This window comes from Paenibacillus konkukensis (assembly GCF_023523925.1).
Lineage (GTDB): Bacteria > Bacillota > Bacilli > Paenibacillales > NBRC-103111 > Paenibacillus_S > Paenibacillus_S doosanensis.
Window position 1 is genome coordinate 4,151,710 of sequence record NZ_CP027059.1, and the last position, 22,764, is coordinate 4,174,473.

20 protein-coding genes are annotated in these 22,764 nt (G+C 40.6%); all 20 read right to left on the reverse strand.

All coding sequences use genetic code 11. The annotated features are described in order from the left end of the window. Positions 1-49: 49 nt before the first annotated feature. Entirely contained in the window at positions 50-1,069 is a 1,020-nt protein-coding gene (rfbB, locus tag SK3146_RS17850; protein WP_249860105.1) for a dTDP-glucose 4,6-dehydratase, read from the reverse strand. Continuing rightward, positions 1,070-1,924: a dTDP-4-dehydrorhamnose reductase gene (gene rfbD, locus SK3146_RS17855; protein ID WP_249866345.1), complete on the reverse strand. Its 855-nt coding sequence runs from the start codon at positions 1,922-1,924 to the stop codon at positions 1,070-1,072. A gap of 4 nt (positions 1,925-1,928) precedes the next feature. Continuing rightward, complete coding sequence (gene rfbC / locus SK3146_RS17860) at positions 1,929-2,489, reverse strand: dTDP-4-dehydrorhamnose 3,5-epimerase (protein ID WP_249860106.1); 561 nt, start codon at positions 2,487-2,489, stop codon at positions 1,929-1,931. Between the two features lie 14 nt (positions 2,490-2,503). Next, positions 2,504-3,385 (reverse strand): glucose-1-phosphate thymidylyltransferase RfbA, encoded by an 882-nt coding sequence (gene rfbA / locus SK3146_RS17865; protein WP_249860107.1) that lies wholly within the window; start codon positions 3,383-3,385, stop codon positions 2,504-2,506. A 243-nt stretch (positions 3,386-3,628) separates the two neighbouring features. Then, positions 3,629-4,948, reverse strand: coding sequence for a nucleotide sugar dehydrogenase (locus tag SK3146_RS17870; RefSeq protein WP_249860108.1), 1,320 nt, complete (start codon positions 4,946-4,948; stop codon positions 3,629-3,631). 134 nt (positions 4,949-5,082) lie between these two features. Further along, positions 5,083-6,600 (reverse strand): lipopolysaccharide biosynthesis protein, encoded by a 1,518-nt coding sequence (locus tag SK3146_RS17875; RefSeq protein ID WP_249860109.1) that lies wholly within the window; start codon positions 6,598-6,600, stop codon positions 5,083-5,085. 65 nt (positions 6,601-6,665) lie between these two features. Next, entirely contained in the window at positions 6,666-7,535 is an 870-nt protein-coding gene (locus SK3146_RS17880) for a glycosyltransferase family 2 protein (RefSeq protein ID WP_249860110.1), read from the reverse strand. Between the two features lie 15 nt (positions 7,536-7,550). Then, entirely contained in the window at positions 7,551-8,585 is a 1,035-nt protein-coding gene (locus SK3146_RS17885) for a glycosyltransferase (RefSeq protein WP_249860111.1), read from the reverse strand. Continuing rightward, the gene (locus SK3146_RS17890) at positions 8,586-9,848 is read right to left on the reverse strand and encodes an oligosaccharide repeat unit polymerase (protein ID WP_249860112.1); all 1,263 of its coding nucleotides are present in this window, start codon (positions 9,846-9,848) and stop codon (positions 8,586-8,588) included. Between the two features lie 67 nt (positions 9,849-9,915). After that, complete coding sequence (locus SK3146_RS17895) at positions 9,916-11,019, reverse strand: glycosyltransferase (RefSeq protein WP_249860113.1); 1,104 nt, start codon at positions 11,017-11,019, stop codon at positions 9,916-9,918. Positions 11,020-11,214: 195 nt separating this feature from the next. Then, the gene (locus SK3146_RS17900; protein WP_249860114.1) at positions 11,215-12,243 is read right to left on the reverse strand and encodes a glycosyltransferase family 2 protein; all 1,029 of its coding nucleotides are present in this window, start codon (positions 12,241-12,243) and stop codon (positions 11,215-11,217) included. Positions 12,244-12,269: 26 nt separating this feature from the next. Continuing rightward, on the reverse strand, positions 12,270-13,007 hold the full coding sequence (locus tag SK3146_RS17905; RefSeq protein WP_249860115.1) for a sugar transferase: 738 nt from the start codon (positions 13,005-13,007) through the stop codon (positions 12,270-12,272). Next, a complete protein-coding gene (locus tag SK3146_RS17910; protein ID WP_249860116.1) occupies positions 12,985-14,229 on the reverse strand; it encodes a DegT/DnrJ/EryC1/StrS family aminotransferase in 1,245 nt (414 codons plus the stop codon). The genes SK3146_RS17905 and SK3146_RS17910 overlap by 23 nt, the downstream gene beginning before the upstream one ends. 21 nt (positions 14,230-14,250) lie before the next feature. Beyond that, the gene (galU, locus tag SK3146_RS17915) at positions 14,251-15,135 is read right to left on the reverse strand and encodes a UTP--glucose-1-phosphate uridylyltransferase GalU (protein WP_249860117.1); all 885 of its coding nucleotides are present in this window, start codon (positions 15,133-15,135) and stop codon (positions 14,251-14,253) included. A gap of 28 nt (positions 15,136-15,163) precedes the next feature. Then, positions 15,164-15,832, reverse strand: a complete 669-nt coding sequence (locus tag SK3146_RS17920) for a hypothetical protein (RefSeq protein ID WP_249860118.1) — start codon at positions 15,830-15,832, stop codon at positions 15,164-15,166. Positions 15,833-15,867: 35 nt separating this feature from the next. Continuing rightward, positions 15,868-17,688: a polysaccharide biosynthesis protein gene (locus tag SK3146_RS17925; protein ID WP_249866346.1), complete on the reverse strand. Its 1,821-nt coding sequence runs from the start codon at positions 17,686-17,688 to the stop codon at positions 15,868-15,870. A 27-nt stretch (positions 17,689-17,715) separates the two neighbouring features. Continuing rightward, positions 17,716-18,405: a CpsD/CapB family tyrosine-protein kinase gene (locus SK3146_RS17930; protein ID WP_249860119.1), complete on the reverse strand. Its 690-nt coding sequence runs from the start codon at positions 18,403-18,405 to the stop codon at positions 17,716-17,718. Further along, positions 18,386-19,144, reverse strand: a complete 759-nt coding sequence (locus SK3146_RS17935) for a YveK family protein (protein ID WP_249860120.1) — start codon at positions 19,142-19,144, stop codon at positions 18,386-18,388. The genes SK3146_RS17930 and SK3146_RS17935 overlap by 20 nt, the downstream gene beginning before the upstream one ends. Before the next feature lie 131 nt (positions 19,145-19,275). Next, a complete protein-coding gene (locus SK3146_RS17940) occupies positions 19,276-21,756 on the reverse strand; it encodes an S-layer homology domain-containing protein (protein ID WP_249860121.1) in 2,481 nt (826 codons plus the stop codon). Between the two features lie 211 nt (positions 21,757-21,967). Continuing rightward, positions 21,968-22,729, reverse strand: coding sequence for a tyrosine-protein phosphatase (locus tag SK3146_RS17945; protein ID WP_249860122.1), 762 nt, complete (start codon positions 22,727-22,729; stop codon positions 21,968-21,970). Positions 22,730-22,764 lie beyond the last annotated feature (35 nt).

Here is a 22,764-nt window from a genome sequence, read left to right on the forward strand (position 1 = left end):
AGGACCTTTTTGGGGGTTTAGGGTAAACACTCTAAAGCTAATATATATTTTATGCACCGTATTGCTGTTCAAAATAAGTCTTGTACTCACCGCTATTAATTCGTTGCCACCATTCTTCGTTGTCTAAATACCACTGAATCGTCTGGGCTATTCCAGTTTCAAATTTGAAATTAGGCTTCCATCCCAACGCTTCTAACTTCGTAGGGTCAATTGCATAACGTTTATCATGACCCAAACGATCTTTGACGAACTCTATTAAATCTTCCGATTTCCCCAGTGTCGCTATAATAGTCTTCACGACTTCCAGATTAGTTCGCTCATTGTGTCCGCCAATATTATATACTTCGCCATTCAGACCTTCGTGCAGCACGAGATCAATGGCAGCACAATGATCAATAACATGCAACCAATCTCGAATGTTCCTTCCATCCCCGTATACAGGAACTTTTTGATTGTTTAAAACACGAGATATAGTTAATGGAATTAATTTTTCAGGAAAATGGTACGGTCCATAATTATTGGAGCAACGGGTAATATTAATAGGTAATCCAAATGTTTCATGATAAGCTCGAACTAATAAATCAGACGACGCTTTACTCGCACTATAGGGACTATTCGGTTTTATAGGGGTTTCTTCCGTAAAGAATGTCGTTGGGTCAAAATTTAATTCCCCATATACTTCATCTGTTGATACATGAACAAACTTAGAAACACCTATTTGTTTTGCCGCATCTAATAAAACTTGTGTTCCTAGTACATTCGTACGAACGAATGTACTGGGATCTAATATAGAACGGTCAACATGGCTTTCTGCTGCAAAGTGGACAACATAGTCAAATTTTTCTTTCTCGAAGAGAGACACTATGGCTTCACGATCAGCAATATCCGCTTTTACAAAATAGTAGTTATCTCTGCTCTCAATTTCCTTATGTTTAGTTAGGTCCCCGGCGTAAGTTAACAGATCTAAATTATAAATATCATATTGGAGATATTTATTGACCATATACTGCACGAAGTTGCCGCCAATAAAACCTGCGCCACCAGTAACAAGTACTTTCTGCCTTGTCAATTATTTCACCACACTTTTCAATTCGGTTAAAAACCTTTCAACAGCATCCTGCCACGTTGGCAACGAAACAAAACCGTTTTCAACTATTTTCTGTTTCGACATACGTGAATTTTTAGGACGCACTGCCCGAGTAGGATATTCGGAAGTGGTTATTGAATTTACCTGAACATGTTTATTAGCTATTTTGAAAATTTCCTTGGCAAACTCAGCCCAACTACAAACCCCCTCATTAGCCGCGTGATAAATCCCATACTTATTGCTCCTAATCATATCAACCAACAGCCCGGCTAAATCAGCAGTATATGTCGGTGAGCCAATTTGATCACCTACAACATTTAATTCATCTTGCGTCTCCGCTAGCCTAAGCATTGTCTTAACAAAATTATTTCCGTTAATGCCAAAAACCCAGGAAATACGAACAATGAACCAACTATCCACTAATTGTTGAACTACTTCTTCACCAGCACGCTTTGTATGGCCATAATACCCAAGTGGGTTTGTCTTGTCCGTTTCACTAAAAGGTGTTTCACCTTGGCCATCAAACACATAATCAGTGCTAATATACATAAATTTTGCACTAGCTGTTTGGGCTGCCTCGGCTAAATTTCGAGTTCCTTCGACATTCACTTTCCAGCAGTTCTCCCTGTCATCCTCAGCTTTGTCTACCGCTGTATAAGCCGCACAATGAATGATTGCATCTGGATTTAAACTAGCAATATATTGAGAAACTGCATCTTCATTCGTTATGTCTAAGTCACTAGAACCAATACCGATCATATTTAGTCCAGCATTCAAGCCATGCTTAACAACATCGTATCCGAGTTGACCTGTATACCCTGTAACGAGAATTTTCATTAAACTACTCTCCATAAATAAAGTTATTTTCCGCATCCTTGAGTAAAGGCGCTTTTTCATCCTTTTCGGAAAGTATCGGTACTATGCCCGTAGGCCACTGAATTCCAATGTCAGGGTCATTCCATATTATACCTCGATCACAAGCTGGATCGTATAACTCGTCTACTTTATATTGAACTTCTACATCATCACTTAAAGTCACAAATCCATGTGCAAACCCTTTGGGAATTAACAACTGTTTTTTATTTTCAGCTGACAGCTCAATGCCGAACCACTTTCCAAAATGAGGGCTGCCTTTCCGAATATCTACCGCCACATCATATATAGCACCTCTTGTACAACGCACTAACTTAGATTGAGCTTTAGGGTTTAACTGATAGTGTAATCCCCTCAATGTCCCCTTTGTTGCTGAAAATGAGTGATTATCCTGAACAAATCTTAAACTAATCCCTGCTTCTGAGCTTTTCGATTCACTGTAAGTTTCCATAAACCAACCGCGATGATCTCCAAGTACAGTAGGTTCTAGAACTATGACGCCTTCCAGTTGACTTTTAATAACGTTCATACTTCACCCCAGCACTAATATTTAATCTCCCCGCTCGCAACTTTCAACAAATATTGCCCATAACCGGTTTTTGAAAATAATTCACCAGATTGGATCAGTTGCTCTTTTCCAATCCAACCATTTATATAAGAGATTTCCTCTAATGCTGCAATTTTAATGCCCTGGTGCTCTTCTACCGTTCTAACAAAATTGGTCGCTTCCACTAAACTTTGATGTGTTCCTGTATCTAACCAAGTAAAACCTCGACCTAAAAGCTCTACATCCAATTCTCCTAAATTGAGATAGGCTTCATTAATTGAGGTGATCTCCAGTTCTCCACGTGCAGAGGGTCTAACATTTTTGGCTATATCTACAACGCGGTTATCGTAGAAGTAAAGTCCGGTAATAGCATAGTTTGATTTCGGGACCTTTGGCTTTTCCTCGACGCTGATCACCTTACCGTTCTGGTCAAATTCCACAACACCAAACCTTTGTGGGTCTTGTACATGGTAACCAAACACCGTTGCTCCCTTTTCTTTTTTAGTCGCACGTTGCAGAATTGCCCTCATACCGCTACCATAGTAGATATTATCACCCAATATCATTGCAACAGAATCGGCCCCTATAAACTCCTCACCGATCAAAAATGCTTGTGCTAGTCCATCCGGGCTGGGTTGAATCTTGTATTCGAGGCTAATTCCAAACTGTGAGCCATCCCCTAATAAAGACCTAAAGCGAGGAGTATCCTCTGGAGTGGAAATGATTAAAATATCCCGGACCCCTGCAAGCATTAAAGTTGACAGTGGGTAGTAAATCATCGGCTTATCATAAATTGGTAGCAATTGCTTGCTTGTAACCATGGTTAATGGGTATAGGCGAGTGCCGCTACCGCCAGCTAGGATGATGCCTTTTACCATTTTTTAGTCCCCCCTCTATTACCCACGTCTTTATGGTCTATTTAATTCTTATTTTGTTTCCAACATTATTTTTAAGCAGATAACAAAGAGATCTTATCGAAAATTTCTGCATACAAATAAAATACCTTTTGGTTATCTATTGTTGAATTCATAGGGAGAGCTTTCAACAGCAATCTTATTTATATACTCCTCTTGACTCTTATAGATAAATGTACTGACAGAGTATATAGGCCTTGGATATATTTACAATCTCCAATAACTAATTGATTTTTCCTCAATAGCACTTTTATTTAATATACTTTTCACATCAATAATGACCTTTTCTTCATTAGGGCAATCTCTGAAGAATCCATCTATCTGCTCCATTGTAATTTGCTTAAACTCATCATGAGCGACAGCAAAGACAAGGCAATCAGCATCATTTATTGCATTAAGAGGAACTAGATCAATGCCATACTCGTGTTTTACATCCATTTTATCGGCCAAGGGGTCAACTACAATTGGATCAATACAAAACTCTTTAAGCCTATTTATAATATCTTCTACTTTAGAATTACGTATATCAGAACAGTTCTCTTTAAATGTAAGACCTAATATAACCACTTTGGCTTGCGTTACAATTTTATTAGCTAGTATCAATTTTTTTATAATTGCATCTGCAACAAAAGCCCCTAACCCGTCATTTATCTTTCTTCCGGATAGTATAATCTGTGAATGGTAACCTAATTTCTCAGCCTCGTACAAAAAATAATATGGATCAACTCCAATACAATGACCACCCACGAGACCTGGATAGAATCTAAGGGCGTTCCATTTGGTATTCATTGCTTCTATAACCTCATACGTATCAATGCCCATTCGATCAAATACCATAGCAAGTTCATTCATAAAAGCAATATTTATATCACGTTGGCTGTTTTCGACCACTTTGGCCGCCTCTGCAACTTTTATAGAACCGGCTCTATGAACCCCTACTTCAATTACTAGTTCATATACTTTAGCTATCACATCCAAAGATTCCTCATCTATACCAGATACTATCTTCTTTATATTCTCTAATCTATGAACCTTATCGCCAGGATTGATACGTTCAGGTGAATAACCAACCTTAAAATCTAAACCACATTTTAAGCCACTTTCTTTTTCGAGAATAGGAATGCACACATCCTCTGTTACCCCCGGGTAAACAGTAGATTCAAATACTACAATAGAACCTTTAGAAAGATTGCGTCCTATAATTGAACTTGCATTTACTACCGGATTTAAATCTGGAGTCTTATCGGCGTTTATAGGTGTTGGTACCGCTACAATGTGAAACTTCGCTTCTCGTAACTTGTTTACATCTGAGGTAAACTCGACTTTAGTATTTTGTATAGCATAATGTCCTACCTCATTTGTAGGGTCAATCCCTTTTTTATACTGCTCAATTTTTTGTTTGTTTAGATCAAACCCAATGACATCAACCTTTTTAGCAAAAGCAACTGCTAAGGGCATTCCGACATATCCTAATCCAATCAAAGATATTTTTTCTCTCTTGTTTAAAATTTCCTCATAAAGATTCATATATTTTCCTCCACAAATAAATTAAGTTGGGCGATGATCACAATTCAATTGTAGTCCGAGTTCACACGGAAATTGCATGAATTTCTCGTCCGGCTTTATTATTCATCTCTTTCATTCAAGATTTCTCTAGCACTTTATCTTACTGCTCTTTTTAATATCCTTTTAACGAGCCCCCTAAATCCTTTATCTGTAGCCCAATAATAAATTACGAAAGAACAGAAAGAAAAACCACTAACCCCAAATGTTTGTAGTACAAAACTCTTTAAGTCGTTTTCATAAAAAAAGTGAAAGACCAGCAATTGTAGTTGATAAGATAATATAACCACTATTGATAGAATTAATAAATTTCCAAACCACTCGATCCATCTACTTTTTTCATTGGGGAATACCCCCTTATAAACTAACTGATAGTTCATAGGAATACCAACAAACCATCTAGCAACAACCGCCCCTAACAACGCACCGGTTATTCCCATAAAAGGTACTAAGACCAACGTAATAATCAAATTTAGTAAAGCTTGCACCACGGTAAAATTTCGGCTTTCACGAAACAACCCTTTAGCATTTCGTGCAACATATATTGAAGGCAATATAATATTTGCATATAGAACTAGCCCAAATAGACAAACATCCAAATTACTTAGTTCATACTTTGTCCCGATCCATAGTCCAATAAATGGGTTAACCATTACTATAAATACCGAAGTAATAGTGCCTCCAATGAAAAAGCTACCGGCCAAAATTTCTCTATAAACAAAATATGAAGAGGTTTCGTTTCGGGAAATCTTCAAGCCTATTGTCACACTTGTACCATCAATTATTCTCTGTATAAGCGAGACAACTTGTGATGTAACTGTGTTATAAGCACTATAGACGAACACTTGACTAAGCGTACCAGCCATTGATAACACAATATTATTTGTGCTATTAAAAACTAAAGCAGAAACATTATGTGCTAATAAGTCTTTGGACATCTTATTCGGTTCATAGTTAGGTGAAACATTAAAGTCTATTTGGTTCGCATATAATTGTTTCATCAACTTTTTAAACAAAATACTTATTAGTAAATTCATTAGCACGCCTATAATTAACAGAATTTGTATCTTCGGTTGCCAAATAAGTACAAGGAATATTTCTATTAAAAAAACTAGGGTGCTGCCCATACCGCTTATCAATTCAGCTTTATACTTTTGCTCTTTTAAAATAATCATATATTTAGGAACAATGTTAAACCAATAAGGCATAATAATACGCAAACTTAATAGGATGAAAACTGAAAACATAGTGCCGTACTCAAGACTTTTGTCTTTAATAAGAAATGGGTATAAAGCCGAGATAACCACTGCAGCTACTAACATTTTACCAACAATTCGCTTCATAGTTTTTAAAAAACCTACATACAGTGAGGATACTTTACTATAATCTTGTAATCCCATTGGCTTGTACAAACTATATAAATACGCGGCGCAGAGGCCACTCTCAATTAATGAAAGGTATCCTAATACCTGATTTCCTGTTTGTAATAATCCATTAAGTTGTTCTCCATAAGTTTTTAAGTATAATCTAACTTCTATCATACCTAATACCAAATTAACAATAGTGGTAAAAAAAACCACCGACGCATTTAAAAACACTAGTTTGCTACGATCCATTAATAACCCCCTTCCCCTTGTATTAATTCTACTATCATAGTTTACTTTCACAACGTTTGTATTATTTATAATATACTTCTTAAACTTATTTTTGTTAGTTTTCTAACTCTGAATTCAATCATTTTCAAAACATCCTTCATCGTACAACCACCTAATTTCCATAGTTTCGCATAGTAATCAACTTCGTAATTTTTTGCTTTAATTGCGTAATATCCCAATTTCCTATACATAGAGTATGACGCTTCTTTGTTATTATTAAATTGATTCTTATATTTTTCTAATATAATTTCCATCGCAATAAGGGCATTCAAGTGATTTTCCGATATTCCATTTTTTTGTACATATACATTAAGCAATGGCTCGTTTATGAAATGAACGCAATATTTTTGTGACAATCTTAGCATAACCTCCCAATCCTGAAACCGCGGCAACCGCGGATCAAACTTTTCAGTTATGAAACATTCCTTTTTTCCGAGAATTGTTGGTGTGCCAATGAAATTACCAAACAGTAATCTATCAAATATTTCGTTGTCCTTAATATCTATACCATATTCGGGAACCCTCTTAGTTCCTTCATATTCATGTCTAATATAAGCGCAAGTTACAATATCTGCATTATGTTTATTCAGTTCATTAAACTGAATTTTCAATTTATTATTTAGCCACTCATCATCACTGTCCTGAAAGGCAATATAACTACCTCTAGAAATATTTATTCCTGTATTTCTTGCTTCGTTTGCACCCAAATTTTTCTTGTGCTTAACATATATTATCCTATCATCTGGAATACCCTTGACTATTTCTTCTGTGTCATCATTTGAATTATCGTCAACTATAATTAATTCAAAATCCTTAAAAGTTTGACTCAGTACACTCTTAATAGCCCTACTGATAGTTTGTCCCCGGTTATATGTAGGTATAATAATGGATATCATGATCTCCTCCTAAGTTTAAGGAAACAAACTCTTTAAGTTCCTATTATTCATGATTTTTTCAAACAATTCTTTATCAACGTTATGATGTTTTTTTGAAAGTTTATTCAGAATCGACACATATTGTATCGTTTCTCCTATTTTCATTTCTTTTTTTAGTGACATCAAAAGCAAAATATACATGTTCGATATGAATTTCCATGTTCTCCAAAATAAAGGGCGGTAGTAGTCTTTCATATCTACATATCTATTTAAATGATGAACTAAAGATTTATTTATATCGTTCTTTCCAATATTCTTTTCCTTTATTGTAGCCCCCACTTTGTGGCATATCTTCACATCCAACAACGCACACATTTTCACGTTATTACTCTTCAAACGCATACAAAACTCATAATCCTCTTCCCCAAAAAAAAACTTATCCGACAAAATCCCATATTTTATAAAAACTTCTCTTCTAACCATCATAAAACAACCAGTAACAAAATTAACGATAATCTTATTATTTCCGGAACTTAAATTATTATTTACCTCTTTATTGGTGTAGTATTTTCGGGTTCCTAGAAATAGTCTTCCACCCGCATTCCAAACTCGATCAGGATTAGCATGATATACAATATTCGAAGTAACTACTCCATAATCGGGGAAATCATTCATAAAGTTGGATAGCGGTTCAATACTAGGCATTATGAACTCTGTATCATTATTTAATAACGTAATAAACTTATAGTTCGATAAAACAGCCTGTTTTATAATTAAATTATTCCCACCAGCAAATCCATAATTCTCCGATGATTTAACTAGTATTATTTCATAATTCTTCAGAGGTAATTCTTCTAACTCTTTCAAATCAATAATTTTAGTATTCAATAGTTCATCTTTAGAGTTATTTAGGTACCTTTCCAGCTCTAACACTGATTCATTCTCCGAACCATTATCCAATATAACAACGGTTATTTTCGACATATTCTCATATTTCCGAACCGACTCTATGCATTCTATTGTATCTCGAAAACCATTGTAATTTAAAATACATACTACAAGTTCTTTCATTTAACTTCCCCTTTCTAACATAATTTCTAATTTTTGCTTGCTCTTGAATATTGGAAAAATGATTGTCGCCCATATTAAAGATTCCCATGTTGCAGATAGCGAGAAATAATTTGCAAAAAAGGACAGCATGCTGTAAGTAAGAAATACCGCCGCAAACAATTTGTATTTTTCATTTTTTTGATTTACTGCTCTTTCGTATACAAATTGACATATTACTCCCCACAAAAAGACGGCTAAAATGAAAAAAGCAAAACTGTCGGTTGCATAGATTTCACCTAAGAAGTTAATTACGTTTGTTTCTAGAATTCTTCCCGTACTTGTCCCATATCCAATGATTTGATATCCAATGCCAATGTCATCAAAGGGTATAGGACCATGAATGGAGTATATTAGCATATTTGGTAAAGGTCTGAATGTTTTTGTTAACCAATCAAGAACATCATAGTTACTTGCAACGCTATTCGGTATTGCATTTAAAGTTATGCTTCCTCCGGCAATGTATGTCCATAGTCTGTAAATATAAAAATCATTGCTCATTTCCAAACTTCTCATTATAAAGGAAATAAAATAATTCAAAAAAAAGATCGAAATCACGCTAATAATCATGATACGCGCACCTTTTATAAAGTACTTCTTGTTTTTGATGGCACAATATATAAAAATAATTAGAAATAAGCTAATAACATGATATTTAATAAAACTAGCAAAACTTAGAATCGAAGCTAATATAACTAACACAAGATAACTTTTCTTCTTTTGCCTTAACCACTGGTAAAAAAGTATAGCTAACAATGGGTATATTGATAGCATTAAATGTGCTGGAACTCCTGACAATTGCATTGCTTCAAAGTCATTTTCTATCATTTTAGAGTAACCACCCAGTAAAAATCCACTCACTAAATCAAGAAATCTAACACTTAAAACAATAGTTATGTATACTTGAATGTGCCTCATGTTTATCGAAAAGTGATCTTCATGATCTACATTCGTACAACTTTTTATTCTGCTCTTATACTTAATGAGAAAACTACAGTAAGATGAACCAAAATAAAAAATGATAATAGCATAAATAATAATAATCAAAGAATCTTTTGAAACCTCATTATATCCAAATTTAGTAGCGATCCAATTGTTTAAAATAGCAACCGCTACATAAGGTCCCATTATTAGTGTATGAATGTTTAATATCGTTTTTCTCTTCATATATTCAATAATTACTATACTAAAAAATATAAATATCAAAAACATTTCAATTAGAATCATCGCTCGCACTCCTTGCTCTACTTACCCCCTTGTTTATTTCCAGAAAAAAAATCTTCATATTTGTAGTTTATACCAAGCTAATAGAACTCTTACAATGCCGTTTATACAACTCTTCCATTAAGTCAACATTACTTTTCCAATCATAAAGGGATAAAACCCTCTTTCTTCCATTCCCCCCAAATGTTCTTCGAAGATTATCATCTATCATTAATTCGTACATTTTTTCAGCTATAATTTTTTCGTCTTTTCGAGGAATCAAAAATCCAGTCTCGCCATCAACCACCACTTCTTTAAAACCACTTACATCAGTTGCAATTACAGGCACTTCACAAGCCATAGCTTCTACTGCCGCCACACCAAAACTCTCACTATCATTTACACTTCCCAAACAAAATACGTCCATCTTATTTATTGCGAGGTGAATTTCCTTATTTGGAATATAACCCCTAAAAAAAACTTTATCTGATATCATTAAATCGTCACATAAATGCTTTAATTCCTTCTCCATGCTCCCTTTACCATATATCTCAAGTATTGGACTATAAGGTAGCTTTTCATCTTGAATTCGGTTAAGTAAGATTTTGAAACCCTTTATAATATAAGAAATTCCATATTTAGGAAGTAGTGTTTTAACCACCCCAAAAGTGAAATTTTCCTTTATGCGTTTCATTGGCTTGAATATATTAGTGTCTACACCAAACGGTGTTATTGTAACATTTATTTTAGCATCCATTAATCTCTCCACCTGTTTGGCCATAGAATAACTGGTAGATGCTATTATGTGAGCATGTCTAATATTTTTCCGTAGCACACTCATTTTGATTTTACTTTCGTAAGGGAAATCATAAACATCACTTCCCCAGACAGATAAAATAATTGGATTTAAATTGGCCACTCTTGCCAATGTACCATAACCACTAGCATAATGGACATTTATGATTTCGGGCCTGATATTTTTACATAATTGAGATAACTCCCGTGCGTTGAGGTAATAGGCAAGAACACCTTTTCTCTTTAATTTGTGTTGGATTACTTGGTCATTCACTTTATCCGATAAAGGGACATGATCATTATTGTAGATTAAATGAACCTCGTGACCTCTTTCCGAAAGGGCATTTACCCAACGAACTGTATGAACACTATTGCCTGCAGATAGAAATAAGATTCTCATGACTCGTGTATTTCCTCTTTCTTTTTTTTTAACACTACTTCGTTCAAAATGTTGACCTTATCACCAAATACCCCCATTAACAACAGTAGTGTATGATAAGTATTAACTAGTTGCCCTTAATCATATAACCCATCATGAATAATTATAGTGATATCTTTTCAATTAAAATACCAACCTACAAAAACTCCTTATTATTCACCGATTAACATAAATTCCATTTCGTTTTAATACCCCTAAAAATGAACCAAAGCCATACGATATGTGAAACAAAGGAAATAATATTAATAACATTGGAGTGTATTTAACTTCCGTTGTATCCTTAATTGCGAAAAACATGGCCAATAAAAAATATAATATAATCTCAGATGTAAACAACCATCCGAACGGTTGGAATAAAAGTGTAAGTATGGGCATTATTATTAAAGATATTAGAAAAAAAAAGGGAACAAAATGTCTTACTCCCATAGAGCCCGGACAAAGCTTTGATGTTATGACATTCCACTTGCCGTTTTTTATTGCCATATCTACGATACCAGAGATTCTGTCGCGGCAATAATATGCAAACTGTATATCTTCCGCCATGTATATTTTTCCACCATTTCTTCTAATACGATAGTTCATTTCATTATCTTGATTGCGGGTTAATCTTTCATCGTAGAGCCCATACTTTATAAATGTTTCTCTTCGAAAGGCACCAAAGGGTACAGTATCAACATATCCACTCCTACCATTTGTCCTAAACTGTGAATTCCCTACTCCAAATTTTGAAGATAACATAAGGGCAATTGCGTTTCCAGTAAAGCCCCTGCTTTTTGTTTTAGCTATCCCTCCTACATTATCTGCGTCCGTAACTTCAAGATAATACACGCATTTTGATATGTAATCAAATGCATATTCCGAATGAGCATCCAATCGAATTATATATTTGCCAGTAGCAGCTTTAATTCCTATGTTCATGGCATAAGGTACAGTCTTATTTGGATTGTCATGTATCTTAATTAAATCGGGAAACCTTTGTTTAAAGCTATCAAGAATTAGTTTAGTTCTGTCCTTCGAACAGCCATCTACAAAAATCCACTCCATTGAGAGTCGAGAATAATCCTGTTTTAATAATGAGTGAATGCAGGCTTCTATATATTGTTCTTCATTATATACTGGCATTACTATTGATACCAGAACTGGTTTGTCCATTTTTTCTTGAGCATGATCTTCTTGAATCGGCATTTTAATATACCTCGACTTCCTCTTAACTATATACCTTTCAGTCGGTTGTTATAGTTATTGTTATCTGATGACTTACCTCTATTAAAGACAGCAAAAGCAGTCTGAACTAATAATGTGAATTCATTAAGTAGACTAAATTCCTCAATCCCTTTTAAGTTCAACTCCATCTTTTTTGGTAAAATAAGCTCTATATATGTATTATCGGCACTTTCTACATTCTCGAGTATTTTTTCTTCGTCCTTGTATTTAATACTTGCTTCTGAAGTCAACCCCGCAGGCAAGAATAGAGTTGCCATCATCAGATCAGTATATCTTTCGACATATCTAGGAACCTCTGGCCTTGTACCCACAAAACTCATATCGCCTATTATTATATTAAATACTTGTGGAATCTCATCCAATCGAAACTTTCGTAGAATTTTCCCTATTTTCGTAACTCTGTAATCATTATGAATTGTTACCTGAGTTCCTATCTTCTCAGCATCATTAACCATGGTACGGAACTTATATATACGGAAATGTTTCCCATACTGTGTAACTCTAGTTTGGCGAAAAAACACTGGACCAGCAGAATCAATTTTTATAGCCACACTAATTACCGAAATGAGGGGCAAAAAAATAATAGCAATAAATAGAGCAGATACGATATCGAAAATACGTTTAACAAATAATTTATACCTTACTTTGTATAAAGCGTCATAATACTTTCGAACATTTTCTACTTTCATACTTTCAGGAAGATCATTCCACTCTTTCAAGAACATTAATGTCCCTACCCTTCCAAGTACTTTCTTGGAGTATACTATTCAATGCTTTTACTACATATTTGACTTCTTCATTGGTTAGTTGCGTATGCAACGGCAAAGTTACTTCATTTTGATACATACTAAACGCATTAGGGTAATCGCAGATATCAAAACCAAGATTTTTATAAGCAGTATGCATCGGTAACGGCTTATAATGAACATTTGTAGAAATGTTCTTCCATGCCATTTGTTTTATTACTTTATTTCGATATTCTTCATCTTTTCCTAGCAGCCTAACTAGATAAAGATGTCCACTCGATGAAAAATTCTGACCATAATGCCTTAGAACTTCTACATCGCCAATATGAGACAGTTCCTTGTCATAAAACTGAATTAACTGCCTTCTTTTTTCTAAAAGCTGTGGATACCTTTGGAATTGTCCTAATCCGATAGACGCCATAATATCCGTCATATTACATTTATATCCTGGGTACACAATATCGTATTCCCAGGAGCCTAGCTTTGTTTTAGACAACGCATCCTTAGACTGACCATGAAGGGACAGTAACATAAATTGCTTGTATATTTCCTCATTGTCAACTCCAGGAATATCGCGCCATGTAACGGCTCCACCTTCACCCGTTGTGAAATTCTTAACTGCATGGAAAGAAAAAGAGGTAAAATCAGCGATAGATCCGCTACGCTTCCCCTTTAATACCGCTCCGAAGGAATGGGCAGCGTCAGCTAAGACAACAATTCGGCCAATTTCCTTCTGTAGATCAGTAGAAGGCCGAAATAACGATTGCTTTCGATGGACTATATCAAAAATAGTTTCGTAATCACACATAACCCCAGCGATATCAACTGGAATAATTGCTTTAGTATTAGGTGTGATGGCCTTCTCTAGCTGTTCATAGTCCATTTGATAACTATTTACACCCGTATCGACAAGGACTATTCTAGCACCAACATGTTGAATGACACTTGCTGATGCCGTATATGTATACGCCGATGTTATAACCTCGTCACCCTCGCCAATACCTAACAACCTTAATGTTAGTTCCATTGCTGCGGTAGCAGAGTTTAGACATACTGCCTTAGATGTTCCTACATATTCAGCAATGTTTTTTTCTAATAATTTCGTCTTGGGACCGGTTGTTATCCACCCTGACTTTAAGGTATCAATTACCTCATTAATTTCAATATCTGATATATCTGGAGGCGAAAATGGTATATGCATACTGTTCTTCCCTTCAACCTACTATTTCAAAATTGGGTTTGACTCACTTATTACCTTCGTAAGATACTCCAACAACTCCTGCTTCAATTCCCCGCGCTGCAAAGCAAACTCAATCGTCGTCTTAATAAATCCCAGCTTCTCCCCGACATCATACCGAATGCCTTCGAAGTTATAGGCGAAGACGGCTTCCATATGATTGAGTTCAGCAATAGCATCCGTAAGCTGGATTTCTCCGCCCGCCCCCGGCGTCTGGTTCTCCAGGATATCGAAGATTCGAGGGTTTAATATGTACCGGCCCATAATAGCCAGGTTCGAAGGGGCATCCTCTTGCTTGGGCTTCTCAACTAGACTATTCACTCGGTAGACACGCTCTTCCAACGAGAAACCGTCTACAATGCCATACCGGGAAACTTCCGTTGCCTCGACCGGCTGGATGCCAATAATCGACGAATTGTACTTGTTGTACTGCTCGATCATTTGTCTCAAGCACGGCTTCTCCGCCTTGACGATATCGTCGCCGAGAAGTACGGCGAACGGCTCATTGCCGATAAACTTCCGCGCACACCATACGGCATGTCCTAATCCTCTGGCTTCCTTCTGCCGTATATAATGAATATCGACCATTTTGGACGATTTCTGAACTTCATTCAGCAGCTCCAGCTTCCCCTTCTCCAGCAAGTTCTGTTCCAGCTCGAAGGAGTTATCGAAGTGGTCTTCGATCGCGCGTTTGCCCTTGCCCGTCACGATAATAATATCTTCAATTCCCGATTCGACCGCTTCTTCTACAATATATTGAATCGTCGGTTTGTCGACGATCGGCAGCATTTCCTTGGGCATCGCTTTAGTCGCAGGCAGAAACCGTGTCCCTAATCCCGCCGCTGGAATAATCGCTTTTCTTACTTTCATCTCTCTATATCCCCCTTGTTGATTCCGTTCACTCTTTCTTCGACTCCTTATAGCTCTTCCCTTGACTTAACCCGTACTTGGCCGCGATAGAGATCAGCTGGTCGTACTCTTCTTCCGTTAGTTTCTGTAAAATAATCTTCTTGGCTTCCTTCTTCTCTTCGACGGAAATGCCGTTGCTGGCCATCTTCACGAACAACTGGAGCTCATCAGTGCTCAATTTTCTGATTAATACGGATAAAATCTGGGCCTTCTCCTTGGCCGTTATGGATTGTTCAACCGCCTTTGCCTTATCCGAGGAAACCTCAGGCTTGTATTTCATCCCTTCGGTCGTATCCATTTCCTGTCCGCTCTTTTCCGAAATGTCGCTTTTGGTCCCCTGCTTATTCTGCGATGCTCCTCCGCCCCCGCTGGCGTTTGGTTCCTCTTCAAGCTGAACGGGCCCGTCCCCGGGGTCTGTTGGAACAGATTTGGAGGATGAGCCTGCAGTCGAAGTATTATTTTGTCGGGCTTGTTCGGTGGCCGGAGCCTTGGATTCCTGTTCAGGCACAGAGCTGCCTGCCGCAGCTTCCAGCATGTTTGCCGTTTCGGAAGAAACCATGCTTTGCAGAAAATAGCTAATGATATAATTTGAAGCCGCATATCCGCCGATACCGAGAGTGACAACAAGAAAAAGTATGATATAGATCGCTTTTTTCATGAGGCTCACCCACCTTGTCCATTGGTCTCGGAAGTTTAAGATACATTAAGGAATGTAGGGACAATATGCTTCAGTTCATCTTCGATCTGGCTGCGATCCTCCAGCAGGACACGCTCCAGCGCTTTGATCTCCATCTCCAGCTCGGACTTATTGATGATGGTCGGCTTGCCGACGAAGATCCGGTCGTGCTTGGTCGAGGTGAGGCCCTCCTCGCTTGTAAGCAGCTCTTCGTAGAGCTTCTCGCCCGGGCGAATCCCTGTGAACTCGATGTTAATCTCTTCATACGGGATAAATCCGGACAAGCGGATCAGATCCTCCGCCAGTTGGACGATCCGGACGGGCTGCCCCATATCCAGGATGAAGATTTCTCCGCCTTGAGCGAAGGCTCCGGCTTGAATAACGAGCTGCACGGCCTCTGGAATCGTCATAAAGTAACGGATCATATCCTTGTGCGTTACCGTCACCGGGCCGCCTCTTGCGATCTGCTCCTTGAAGTACGGGATGACGCTGCCGCGACTTCCGAGCACATTGCCGAACCGGACCGCTACGAACTTCGTCTTGCTCGTCTTATCCAGCGACTGAATGACCATCTCGGCGATTCGCTTGGTCGTCCCCATAATGCTCGTCGGGTTCACCGCTTTATCCGATGAAATAAGAACGAATCGCTCACAGCTGTAGCGATCCGCCGCTTCAGCTACGTTCTTCGTGCCGAATACATTATTTTTTACCGCTTCCGCAGGATTGCGTTCCATGAGCGGCACGTGTTTATGGGCTGCCGCATGGAATACGACTTCAGGCCGATACTTGGCGAACACTTCGTTGATCCGCTCCCGGTCCTGAATATCTGCGATAATCGTCTCTATATGAAGATCGGGAAAACTCCGTCTCATTTCCATCTCGATTAAGTAAATACTGTTCTCTCCGTGACCTAGCAGCAGCAGCTGCTTAGGATGGAACGGCGCAATCTGCCGGCACAGCTCGGACCCGATGGAACCGCCCGCCCCTGTGACCAGGATCGTCTTGCGCTCTACATAATTGGCGATTCCGTCCAGATCGACGCTGATCGGATCGCGGCCCAGCAAATCCTCTACCTCGACATCGCGAATCTCCTTAACGGTGACCGATCCGTCGATAAGGGAATTGATCTTGGGAATGATCTTCATTTTGGCCTTGGTTTGCTTGCATATGTCGATAATCTTGGACGTTTCCTGACGATTCAACGAAGGAATCGCAATGATGATTTCGTCGATGTTCATTTGCTCGGCGACTTCCGCTATGTTCTCCCTCGTGCCTACTACCGGGAGATTATAAATACGCTGGTTTTGCTTGTTCGCATCATCGTCGATGAATGCGACCGGATACAGCACGGCATCCGAGGTATTGATCATCTCTTTGGCAATCAGCACACCGCAATCGCCGGCGCCGATGATGAGCGCCTTCTTATGATGGTTGACCGGCTTCGTAATCCGGTCTCTGACGACGCGCCATGTAAAGCGCGAGCCTCCCACGAACAAGAGCATCGTTTCGTAATTGCGTAGTAAAATCGAGTAAGGAACTCTATGCATGGTGAATATGTAAACAACTGCATAGGATAAGATCGTGCCGACGGTTACCGCCTTGAATATGGTCACCATCTCGCCAACGCTGGCATACTGCCACACTCGGTTGTACAGCCTGAAAAACCGCATGGACAGAATACAGATAACGGTCGAAACGGACAAATACAAAAAGGCTTGATGCCAAGAGGCGGGGGGAATCTGCCCGTCAAAACGAATATAGTATGAAGTGAGAATACTCATCCATATGATAAGTATGTCTATGATAATCATCAGCGATATTCGCTTGTCCTGGCCCATGTTCATCCCCCGTTATCCGTTCTTTGTTTACTCTTTGTTTCCGTAATAATAGTAGTAATACGATTCCGAGCTTTTGCGATTCATATTGTTCAGCACGACGCCCAAGATTCTCGCCTTGACATAATCCAGGTTCGCCTTGGCCTTCATCGCAATCTCCCGCTTCACTTTACCGGAGTCGATGACAAGGATAACCCCGTCGCTCTTGGACGCTACAATCTGGGCATCGGTTACCGCCAGAGCCGGCGGCGTATCGATCAGGATCATATCGTATTGTTCCTTTAATTCTTCAAGTAAAACTCCCATCCGCTTCGATGCGAGCATCTCCGAAGGGTTCGGCGGAATTGGTCCGGATGTGATAACCGACAAATTCGGAATCTTCGTCTCCCGTATTACGTCGGATACCATGCCCCGGGAAGACAGAGCGTTCGTCAACCCGATCCGGTTACTGAGATTAAACGTATGATGCATCGTCGGCTTGCGAAGATCCGCATCGATGAGGACAACATGCATATCCGATTGAGCGTAAGCTACGGCAAGATTCGTGATCGTCGTCGATTTCCCTTCGCCCGGCCCGGCCGAGGTGACCATAATCGTCCGGATTTCCTCATCGATCGCCGAGAATTGAATGTTCGTTCTCAGTGACCGGTAAGCTTCCGAGATCGGCGATTTCGGATTATCGTGCGTAATGATAGGTCTGCTATTGGTTGACGGTAACACGAGTCGTCTCACCTGCCTGTCGCTGCTGGGATGTTGAAGATTTATGGTTGATCAGATCGTCGGCTTCGATACGGGCGATCATCGCCAGCGTCGGCAGCTCGAGGAATTCCTTGACATCTTCTTCCGTCTTGATGGAATCATCCAAATAGTCGAGCAGGAAGGCGAGCCCTACCGCCGCCATCAAGGATACGACAAAGCTGATCGCAATGTTGAGCTTGGGATTCGGCTTCACCGGCACCGGCTTCTCGCTCACTTGCGCTTCATTCAAGAGGGATACGTTGTCCACCTTCATGATGGACGGAATCTCCCTCTGGAACACCTTCGACACCGCGTTGACGATGTTGGCCGCTTTCTCGTAGGAATGATCCTGGACGACTACCGTCATCACCTGCGTGTTGTTAACCGAGCTTACCTTGATCTTCTTGATCAGCTCTTCCGCCGTCAACTGAAACTCAGGGTAATCTTGTACTACTTTATCCATAATGCGAGGCGTCTTGATAACTTCCTTGTAAGTATCAATCAGCCGGATATTCAAGTTGATCGAGTTAATGTCGACCTGATCCAGACCGAGCCGTTCGTTCGACTTGTTCACGATCAGCTTGGTCGACGCCTCATAGACAGGCTGTATGAAAAAATAACTGGCCGCACCGGTCACTACGGTGCAAACCAATACGATTGCAATGATTATCCAGATCCTCTTCTTGATGATCTTAATATAATCCTTCAGATCCAGTTCCATTATTGACCTCCATTCGTCGGAAAACAGCGTGCAGCTATCTTGTCTTGTCAAATCGGCTTACGGGCACCAAGTAGGAAAAAGAAACTGTAAACCTCCCCGCAAAGAAGAGGAGGTTTACATCGGTTCCCTGCTTATTTATTCAACAGACGATAAATGACCACAGCTGCTTGCGCGCGAGTAGAGTCAGCGTTCGGATTGAATTTATTGTTGTCTTCACCGACAATAATTCCTTCTCCTACGGACAGAGCTACACCGGCTTTCAAAGATTCGTGAATCGAATCGGCGTCAGTGAAGGCTTTCAGCGCAGCGTCCACATCGGAAGCCGCTTTCGCTCCATTCACGGATTGCAAGGCTCTTGCCGCGATCGTCGCCATTTCGGCACGGGTAATTTGACCGTTCGGATCGAACTTGCCTTCTTCTCTTCCGTTCACCAGACCGCTCTTCACGGCTGCCGCAACATACGGTTTGAACCAATCGTTGTCGTTCACATCGCTAAAGTTTTCAGTTGCGGACGCATCCTCAAGACCGAAAGTTTTGACGATCATTTTCGCAAATTCGGCGCGAGTTACCGTACCGTTAGGCACAAACTCGTTATCGCCGCGTCCTTCCAGAATGCCTTTAGCGGCAGCGACTTCAATTTGGCGTCCGGCCCAAGCTTTTACCGAAGCCGTGTCATTGAAGACGACGTTGTTTTCAACTACCGTATAGGTCGAGAAGGATTTTCTTTTGCCGTTGAATTGTCTGTCCTTAGCGTTATATTTACCGCCGTAGAACTCCAATTTGCCGTCGACGATCTTAGCGAGCACCAGCTTCTCCGTATCGAACTTGGAAGGGTCTGCAACCGCCAGACGAACCTCGACAGGACTGGAGAAATTCGTCACTGCAGCGCCGTTCGAACTAAATTCGAATTCGAACACTCCAGATGCTACCGGAAGCTGGGTTACACTGGTCGCTGCGTCGGCATCTTTCTTGCCGATGGTCAGCGTCGTATCCGCGCTGAACGTTCTAGGATCAAGCGCAAGCGTAACGCCTTTAATGCTTACGGCGATTTTATCGATGCCATTATCTTTAGCTGCGGCAAGCAGTTCTTTGGCCAAAGGAATCTCAAGCGTCTTCACGGTAATATCGCCCAGATTCAAGGTAAGCTCCAGCTTGGAAGGCGCAGCATCAGGATCGATCTCTTTCAAGGCATCGAACAGCTTCTGGCTCTCGGCAGCGATTTCTTGAATTTGTTGAACCAGAGCGGCTGTGTCCAGCTTCGCCACGCCTTTATCGCCGTTTGCGGCAATCGACGAGGACAAATCGATTTGCGTGATTTGAGCAATCGTCTCGGCAACGGCCGCTCTTGCTTGCTCTATGAGTTGCTGGCGCTTCTCTTCAGATGCGTTCTTCAGCTGATCCTTGATACTGCTTAAAGTGCTTTGCGCGTTATTGGAGGCTTGATTCACAGGGCTGGTTACGATACCGCCGCCGCCTCCACCGCCGCCGCCTTTATTGTTATTGTTCTTAACCGGATTGTAGGCGGAAGTAACCGTTTGTCTTACCAATACTTTATTGTCCAGCAGCGTTCCCGGAGCCACGATTTTGCCTTCCAGCGTCGTTGTTACCGATCCCGTTCCAGTCTGCGTCGTCTTGATTTTGCCGCTGTCTTCTACATACGCAACCGCGATGTTTGCGTTAGAAGAGGTCCAGACCAAAATGTTCGGCAACGTTTTGCCCAAAATCGTGAATTGGTAATTTTGCGTTTGCGAGTTTTCGATATAATCGCTTGTTCTCGCGAACGTCGTATTCGCTTCGGAACGCAGCAGCGCCAGCGCAATGGTCGTAGCCGCTTCGCGTTTCGGATCGACTGCAGCGACGATTTTATTCGTAACGGCCGCCACATCGTCCACCGTAATACCTATATTACTGAGCACAGTGCTGAATTTAAGCGCTTTGTTGTTCATAACACTGTCTACGGCTGCTTTGATAATATCTTTCATCGCTTGTACGTCGGTAGCCAGCTTCGCCAAATTGTCGAAATCCTTATCGGCCAATTGAGCCTTCAGAGCCGCTTCGACAGCAATCGCGAAGTCAGCCGCATCTTGAACGGACAGGTCTTCCTTGCTGCTGCCGCCCAGCTTGGCCAGCTGCTTGATCACCGGACGGAGCTCTTTGCTGACCAACGCGTCGGCAAGACTGGTTCCCTCTTCCGTATTTTCTTCGATCGCTTCAACGGTAAAGAACACGTTAAGAGCGCTGAACAGCTTCAGAATGTTCGCATCCGACAACTGGTCGAATTCGCTCGGATCTTCTACCGCGCTCAGCTTGCTGTTAATTCTCGTCGTCACTTCGCTCACAAGAGCCGTATCTTCCGCGTTGTTGCCCAAATTGTTCAATTGGGCGCGCGCCTGGCTGATCGAAGCCTTCTCATCGTCGGTCCACACATAGCTGTGCACCTTGTTCAATTCGTTAACAATCGTATTCAGCCCTGGAGTAGCCGCTTGCGCAACTTCCGCTCCAACGCCGAGCTTCTCCAGCAATCCTTTCGTGCTGACCGGCAGCCCTGCCAGAGAACTGAATACCAAACTTGCTGCTACTGTAGAAACTACCAGTTTTTTCTTCATCGTCATTCTATCATCACCTCAAGGTTTATAATCAAATATTAATAAAATTTTAGGAATATAGTCCTATCCGCCCCATGACCAATAAGCCTATACCACTCCTATAGGCCCACATTGACTGAGAACTTCAAACACAAATAGTAAAATAACCCAACTTATAGTACCACGGTCGTATTCGTGCTGTCAACGAAATTCTAGCAAATTGTGACATCCTACCAAACTACCAAAACCTCCACCAAGCCTTGTCCCGCCAGCCCGGCTCGGGCGCTTCCACCGCTTCGCCCCGAATCAGCTTCTCGGCATTTTCCATATAGCCCTGTACAAGACGATCCCCCAATTGCCTTGACAGCAGCGCATAAGCTTCGCGCAGTCCGAACGCCCTGTATTTCATATTGTGGGCATCCGATGCGATGAAATGCGCCAGATGATGCTTGCACATCTCCAGCGAGAGCTTCTGTATCTTCTTGCCGAACAATCCGTTAATAGAATGGCTCGTAATCTGAGAGAGTGCGCCTTGGCGAATCAGCCGCTCCAGCTTGGAAGGATTCTCGGCCAGCTCTATGTTTCTCTCCGGATGGGCAATGATCGGAACCAAACCCATGACACGCAGCTCGTGAAACAACGATTCCGTTTCCTTAGGTATTTCCCGAGTCGGAAATTCGATTAATATGTATGGTGTTGAGTGAAGAGTGCCCGCTATGTCGTTGTGAAGATCTTCCAATAAACGGCTATAAACGCGAATTTCCTGTCCGGACAACACCGTAAGCGGAATACCCTGTTCCTTGAGCGCCTCATTCACATCATGAACGGCTTGTACGACCCGCTTCCAAGGGTTATCATATTTGCCGTTGGCGTGATGCGGAGTAGCAATCAGCGTATGTATCCCCTCCTCAACAGCAGCCCTCGCCATTGCGATAGACTCCTCCATATCCTTCGCCCCGTCATCTATGCCTGGAATCAAGTGTGAGTGAATGTCGATCATGAGCTCCTAACTTCCCTCCGGTCAAGTCATTTACG

Coding starts and splice junctions, on each gene's coding strand:
- rfbD (WP_249866345.1), bottom strand. CDS start 1,924: ATGAAAATTCTCGTTACAGGGTATACAGGTCAACTCGGATACGATGTT.
- rfbC (WP_249860106.1), bottom strand. CDS start 2,489: ATGAACGTTATTAAAAGTCAACTGGAAGGCGTCATAGTTCTAGAACCT.
- rfbA (WP_249860107.1), bottom strand. CDS start 3,385: ATGGTAAAAGGCATCATCCTAGCTGGCGGTAGCGGCACTCGCCTATAC.
- SK3146_RS17870 (WP_249860108.1), bottom strand. CDS start 4,948: ATGAATCTTTATGAGGAAATTTTAAACAAGAGAGAAAAAATATCTTTG.
- SK3146_RS17875 (WP_249860109.1), bottom strand. CDS start 6,600: ATGGATCGTAGCAAACTAGTGTTTTTAAATGCGTCGGTGGTTTTTTTT.
- SK3146_RS17880 (WP_249860110.1), bottom strand. CDS start 7,535: ATGATATCCATTATTATACCTACATATAACCGGGGACAAACTATCAGT.
- SK3146_RS17885 (WP_249860111.1), bottom strand. CDS start 8,585: ATGAAAGAACTTGTAGTATGTATTTTAAATTACAATGGTTTTCGAGAT.
- SK3146_RS17890 (WP_249860112.1), bottom strand. CDS start 9,848: ATGATTCTAATTGAAATGTTTTTGATATTTATATTTTTTAGTATAGTA.
- SK3146_RS17895 (WP_249860113.1), bottom strand. CDS start 11,019: ATGAGAATCTTATTTCTATCTGCAGGCAATAGTGTTCATACAGTTCGT.
- SK3146_RS17900 (WP_249860114.1), bottom strand. CDS start 12,243: ATGCCGATTCAAGAAGATCATGCTCAAGAAAAAATGGACAAACCAGTT.
- SK3146_RS17905 (WP_249860115.1), bottom strand. CDS start 13,007: ATGTTCTTGAAAGAGTGGAATGATCTTCCTGAAAGTATGAAAGTAGAA.
- SK3146_RS17910 (WP_249860116.1), bottom strand. CDS start 14,229: ATGCATATACCATTTTCGCCTCCAGATATATCAGATATTGAAATTAAT.
- galU (WP_249860117.1), bottom strand. CDS start 15,135: ATGAAAGTAAGAAAAGCGATTATTCCAGCGGCGGGATTAGGGACACGG.
- SK3146_RS17920 (WP_249860118.1), bottom strand. CDS start 15,832: ATGAAAAAAGCGATCTATATCATACTTTTTCTTGTTGTCACTCTCGGT.
- SK3146_RS17925 (WP_249866346.1), bottom strand. CDS start 17,688: ATGGGCCAGGACAAGCGAATATCGCTGATGATTATCATAGACATACTT.
- SK3146_RS17935 (WP_249860120.1), bottom strand. CDS start 19,144: ATGGAACTGGATCTGAAGGATTATATTAAGATCATCAAGAAGAGGATC.
- SK3146_RS17940 (WP_249860121.1), bottom strand. CDS start 21,756: ATGACGATGAAGAAAAAACTGGTAGTTTCTACAGTAGCAGCAAGTTTG.
- SK3146_RS17945 (WP_249860122.1), bottom strand. CDS start 22,729: ATGATCGACATTCACTCACACTTGATTCCAGGCATAGATGACGGGGCG.